This is a genomic window from Kitasatospora sp. NPDC059803 (assembly GCF_042732255.1).
In the GTDB taxonomy this organism is placed as follows: domain Bacteria; phylum Actinomycetota; class Actinomycetes; order Streptomycetales; family Streptomycetaceae; genus Kitasatospora.
This window is the reverse complement of sequence record NZ_JBHWIJ010000220.1, coordinates 9917-14546: the sequence shown is the minus strand read 5'-3', so window position 1 is coordinate 14546 and position 4630 is coordinate 9917. Positions and strand designations below refer to the sequence as shown.

The 4630-nt window shown below is 75.2% G+C and carries 6 protein-coding genes and 1 pseudogene; 5 read left to right on the top strand and 2 right to left on the bottom strand.

The features are described 5' to 3' along the window. Positions 1-61: 61 nt before the first annotated feature. Complete coding sequence (locus ACFV6I_RS28490; RefSeq protein WP_063346967.1) at positions 62-265, bottom strand: hypothetical protein; 204 nt, start codon at positions 263-265, stop codon at positions 62-64. Next, positions 262-531: a DUF1876 domain-containing protein gene (locus ACFV6I_RS28485; protein WP_063346968.1), complete on the bottom strand. Its 270-nt coding sequence runs from the start codon at positions 529-531 to the stop codon at positions 262-264. The genes ACFV6I_RS28490 and ACFV6I_RS28485 overlap by 4 nt, the downstream gene beginning before the upstream one ends. Positions 532-698: 167 nt before the next feature. Between ACFV6I_RS28485 and ACFV6I_RS28480 the strand changes: the two genes are divergently transcribed. The 5 genes and pseudogenes from ACFV6I_RS28480 (at position 699) to ACFV6I_RS28460 (ending at position 4476) form a co-directional block, all read left to right on the top strand. Beyond that, on the top strand, positions 699-1541 hold the full coding sequence (locus tag ACFV6I_RS28480) for a YndJ family protein (RefSeq protein WP_380341131.1): 843 nt from the start codon (positions 699-701) through the stop codon (positions 1539-1541). Next, positions 1538-2050, top strand: a complete 513-nt coding sequence (locus ACFV6I_RS28475; protein WP_363371254.1) for a DUF1990 domain-containing protein — start codon at positions 1538-1540, stop codon at positions 2048-2050. The genes ACFV6I_RS28480 and ACFV6I_RS28475 overlap by 4 nt, the downstream gene beginning before the upstream one ends. Positions 2051-2135: 85 nt before the next feature. After that, a complete protein-coding gene (locus ACFV6I_RS28470) occupies positions 2136-2858 on the top strand; it encodes a hypothetical protein (RefSeq protein WP_380428368.1) in 723 nt (240 codons plus the stop codon). Between the two features lie 132 nt (positions 2859-2990). Beyond that, positions 2991-3392, top strand: a pseudogene (locus tag ACFV6I_RS28465) (thioredoxin family protein); the annotation flags it as partial. 349 nt (positions 3393-3741) lie between these two features. Continuing rightward, positions 3742-4476: an alpha/beta fold hydrolase gene (locus ACFV6I_RS28460; RefSeq protein ID WP_380428366.1), complete on the top strand. Its 735-nt coding sequence runs from the start codon at positions 3742-3744 to the stop codon at positions 4474-4476. Positions 4477-4630: the final 154 nt, after the last annotated feature.

Below are 4630 nucleotides of genomic sequence, written 5' to 3'. Positions count from 1 at the left end.
GACGTGCCCGGCCCCCGGCGCCGTTCGCGTGGTGAAGCGTTCGCGCTGCCGGGGACCGCTCTCAGGGCCCGTCGTCCGGCGCCTTCGCCAGGTCCCCGGGTTCGCACGCCTCCCGGCCCGTCGCCACGTGCACGACCCTGACCGACCGGTCGGGGCCGCCGGGCACGACCCGCTGTTCGTGCCCGCAGCGCGGGCAGATCAGCGGGATGCGCGAACGGTGCTCCCGGCCGCCGGCGTGGCCGCCGTCCGGGTGCGGGGCGCTCACGTCAGCGGGTGGGTCGGGACCGGGCTGACCTCCTGGATCTCGCCGTGGGCCTTGGTGAGCAGCTGCGAGGCCAGGTCGTTGAGGGCTCTGGCCCCCGCGATCTCCTCGCCGACCCGCAGCTGTTCCGGGTCCGAGGGGTGGCGGCTGCTGTAGCCGTGGGCCCGTAGTTCCCTGCCGTCGCGCAGCCGCAGCATGGCCGCGGCGGTCGTGCGCGGGCCGTCCTCGCGGAACTCCATCTCGATGTGCCAACCGACCAGAGTCTGCATGGCGGATCACCTCCATCGATTACTCCTCCGGTTACTCCTCCAGAGTGCGCCGCACCCACCGTGAACACCAGGGCAGGCGGACCGGAGGCAAGTTGAACGCGTTCAACTCTGCGGCGTAGAGTCGTCCACGACCAAGGTTTGAACACGTTCAAGGAGGTGCTTCCGGCATGGGCAAGGGCACGACGGAGCTGGTGAACCTGCTGGTCCTGCTCGGTATGGGCGCCGTCGTCCCGCTCGGCCTCGCCCTGATCGGCGAACCCGGCCTCGCCCGCGTCCGCCGGCTCTGGCCGCTCGCCGCCGTCCCCGGCGCGCTCTCGCTCTGGCTCCCGCGCGGCGGCCTCGCCACCGGCAGCGCCGCCCTCTACGCGCTCGGCACCCTGGCCATCGCCCTCCACGCACCGCTGCGGCTGCGCCGGACCCGCTCGCTCGCGCCCGCCGAAATCGCCGTCCTCACCGCGCTCGCCGCCCCCGCGGTGGCCGGCACCGCCCTGGTCGCCGAGCGCTCCGGCTACCCGCTGTTCGGCTTCGAACCGCACGTCCTGGCGCTGACCGTCCCGCACTTCCACTACGCCGGCTTCACCGCCGCCCTCGTCGCCGGGCTGGTCTGCCGCAGCACCCGGGCGGGTTCCGGCGCCGCCCGCTGCGCCGCGCTCAGCGTGCCGGCCGGGACGCTGCTGGTGCTAGCCGGGTACTTCCTCGGCACCTGGGTCCAGTTCGCCGGGGCCTGCGTGCTCACCACCGGGATGTGGCTGGTCGGCCTGGTCACCTGGCGCGACCTGCGGCCGCGCGCCGCCGACCCGGTCACCGCCCGGCTGCTCACCGCCTCCTCGGCCGTCCTCGCCCTCACCATGCTGCTCGCCCTGTGGTGGGCCCTCGGCCAGGCGTCCGGACTCCCCCACCCCACCCTGGCCTGGATGGCCGCCACCCACGGCGTCGGCAACGCGCTCGGCTTCGCGCTCTGCTCGCTGCTCGCCTGGCGCCGGATCACCACCACGGAGGACCACCGATGACCGACCTCAGTTACCCGGAGCAGGGCGCCAGCGCCACCGGCCACCTGCCCGGCGGGTACCGCCACCTGCGGCACCGGGCGCTCGTCGGCCGGGGCCGCCCCGCCCTGGAGGTGGCCGGGGCCGCCCTGCTCGGCTGGCGGATGCACCGGCTGGCCGGCGTCCGGATCGACGCCGACGCGGACCGGGCCGCCCCCGGCGTCGCCGTGCACTGCGCGATCGGCGTCGGCCCGCTCCGGGCCGGCGCCCCCAACCGGGTGCTGGCCACCGTCGACGGCCCGGACCGGTACGGCTTCACCTACGGCACCCGGGCCGGCCATCTGGCGTGCGGCGAAGAAACGTTCCTGGTCGAACTGGAGGCGGACGGGGCGGTCTGGTTCAGCGTGACCGCCTTCAGCCGTCCGGTCGCCCGGTACGCCCGGCTGGCGGGGCCGCTGCTGCCGCTCGCGCAGCGGGCCTTCGCCCGGCGCTGCGGCCGGGTCCTGGCCCGGATCGCGGCGGACGCGGGGTAATGCCTTGGCCGGACGGGCTGGCCGTCCTGCATGATCGCCCGGTGATACGCATGCAGCCGGCCCTCGATGTCGCCGCGGGGCAGCCGTGACCAGCTTCCTGACCCACCGGGCCCGGGTGCACGACGAGCGGCTGCCGGTGCGCCGGCGGCTCAACGCCCTACGGACCTGCCTGACCTGCTTCGCGCCGTACGGCTTCCGGGCCACCTACCACCACCTCACGCTCAGCGCCCGGATGCCCCGGCTGATGGAGGCCGACCCGGACTCGCTGGTGCGGGCCGTGGAGGAGCTGCACGAGGCGCGGGTCCTGTGGCTGGCCGGGGCGCGGGAGTACGAGGCGCGGCGCCGGGCGGAGAAGCGGGCCGGGCGGCGGCAACCGACCGAGCCGGTGTGGTGGAACCGCCCCTGGTGGGGCGCACCGGACGCGGCCTGGCGGGCGGACCCCTTCCTCCACCCGCCGCTGCGGCTGCCCGACTACGTCCGGCGGCAGAACGCGCTGCTGGACGGCGCCGTACTGCCCGGCTGCCCGGCCTGCGGGGACGAGGGGCCGGTGCTGTCGCGCTCGACCGGCCACGGCCTGGCCGAACTCTGCCGGACCTGCGCCTGGGTGCGGCAGCCGTGCCCGTGCGGGCGGTGGCACAGCTTCGAGCCCGCCCTGCGGGTCGGCTGGAACGGCATCTGGCGACGGGAGCACCTGACCGGCAACGGCACGCCGAACCCGCGCTGGCCCGGCGTACAGGGGCCGGCCCGGATCGAGCGGCTGGCGGCGTACCAGGTCTCCCACCCGTGGGGTTTCCGCTCCACGCCGTGAGCGGCGCCCGGGCGCTGAACCGGCGGGGGCGGCTGCTGTCAGAGGCGGCCACCGGCGCGCGGCTCCGGAATACCCCGTCGGGGCGCACGGTTGTCGCGAGCACGTGATCGGTAGCGCCGCCTCCGGAAGGGAAGGAATCGCGAGATGAGCAGCACGGTCGAGCTGACCAAGGAGAACTTCGACGACATCGTCCCGGGCCCGGAGGGCCAGGACTTCGTCTTCATCGACTTCTGGGCCGGGTGGTGCGGGCCGTGCCGCCAGTTCGCCCCGGTGTACGAGAAGGCGGCCGAGCGCCACACGGACCTGGTCTTCGCCAAGGTGGACACCGAGGCGCAGGTGGAGCTTGCCTCCGCGTTCGGGATCCAGTCGATCCCCACGCTGGCGATCGTCCGTGAGGGCGTGCTCGTCTTCTCGCAGGCCGGTGCGCTGCCGGAGTCGGTGTTCGAGGACCTGATCGGCCAGGCCAGGAAGCTGGACATGGCCGAGGTGAAGCGCAAGGTGGCGCAGGAGCAGGCGGCCGAGGGCCAGGCCTGACCCGTCCGGGTGTCCGGGGCTCCCGGACGTCCGCTTGTCCGAGGGCCCGGGGAGTGCGACTCCCCGGGCCCGGTCGCTCAGTAATCCGGGCGAAAATCCGGGCGAAGTCCGGCCGGGGTCGGTCCTAGGGCGTGTCGTCAAACCCCCGTCGTCCGCCCGGAGGGCGGGCGTGGCGGCGCTGGGGTGCGTGCATCGCAAGGCGGAGGAGGGAGTCCATGCGGAGCATCGGCGACCGACGACAACGCGGCGAGGTGCGTGCCCCAGCGTCGGCGCGCAGGCGGGGGTTTGACGACACGCCCTAGGGTCGTCGGCGACGGAGATCCCGCCCGACCGCGAGGAGCGATCCACCATGAGCACGTTCGTACTGGTCCCCGGTTTCTGGCTCGGCGCCTGGGCCTGGGAGGAGGTCGCCGGGCCGCTGCGCGCCGACGGGCACACCGTCCATCCCGTGACGCTGCCCGGGCTGGCGGAGCGCGCGGGCGAGGCCGAGCCGATCGGGCTGGCGGAGCACATCGCCGCGCTGGCCGACCTGCTGGTCCGCGAGGACCTGTGGGAGGTGGTGCTGGTCGCGCACAGCGGCGCCTGCGCCCCGGCCGGCGGGATCGCGGACCGGATGCCGGAGCGGATCCGCCGGGTGGTCTACCTGGACAGCGGCCCGATGATCGACGGCGGTTCGCTGTACGACCTCTGGCAGCCCGACCACCGCGCGGCGGCCGACGCCGCGGTGGTCGACGGCCGCCTCCCGATGCCCTCCTGGGCCGACCTCGCCGCCGACGGCGCCAGTGTGGAGGGCCTGGACGAGGCCGCGCTCGCCCGGATCCGCGAGCGAGCCACCCCGCACCCGGCCGGGGCGTACCGGGACCGGCTGCGGCTGACGGGCGCCTCGGCCGCGCTGCCGCAGGCACTGGTGACCTGTTCCTTCCCGCTCGCCCAGGTGCAGGCGATGATCACGGCCGGCCACCCGTGGTTCGCCGGGCTCGACGGGCCGAACTGGGAGCTGCGCGAACTGCCCACCGGGCACTGGCCGATGTTTTCCCGCCCGGCCGACACGGCGGCGGTACTGGCCGAGCTCGCGGCGCTCTGACCCTCCCTCGGCTCGGACCCGTCGGCGGGTTCGTCGGCGCGTTCGTCTGCGGGTTCGTCTGCGCGAAGCCCCGTCGACGTCGCAGGATGGGCACGGCGCCCGGCCCACGGCCCCGCGCCCCGCCCGCCGGGGGGGGGGGCCCCAAGGACAAACA

Bases quoted from the DNA above. Each gene is read 5' to 3' on its own strand.
- ACFV6I_RS28485 (WP_063346968.1), bottom strand. From the start codon at position 531: ATGCAGACTCTGGTCGGTTGGCACATCGAGATGGAGTTCCGCGAGGAC.
- ACFV6I_RS28480 (WP_380341131.1), top strand. From the start codon at position 699: ATGGGCAAGGGCACGACGGAGCTGGTGAACCTGCTGGTCCTGCTCGGT.
- ACFV6I_RS28475 (WP_363371254.1), top strand. From the start codon at position 1,538: ATGACCGACCTCAGTTACCCGGAGCAGGGCGCCAGCGCCACCGGCCAC.
- ACFV6I_RS28460 (WP_380428366.1), top strand. From the start codon at position 3,742: ATGAGCACGTTCGTACTGGTCCCCGGTTTCTGGCTCGGCGCCTGGGCC.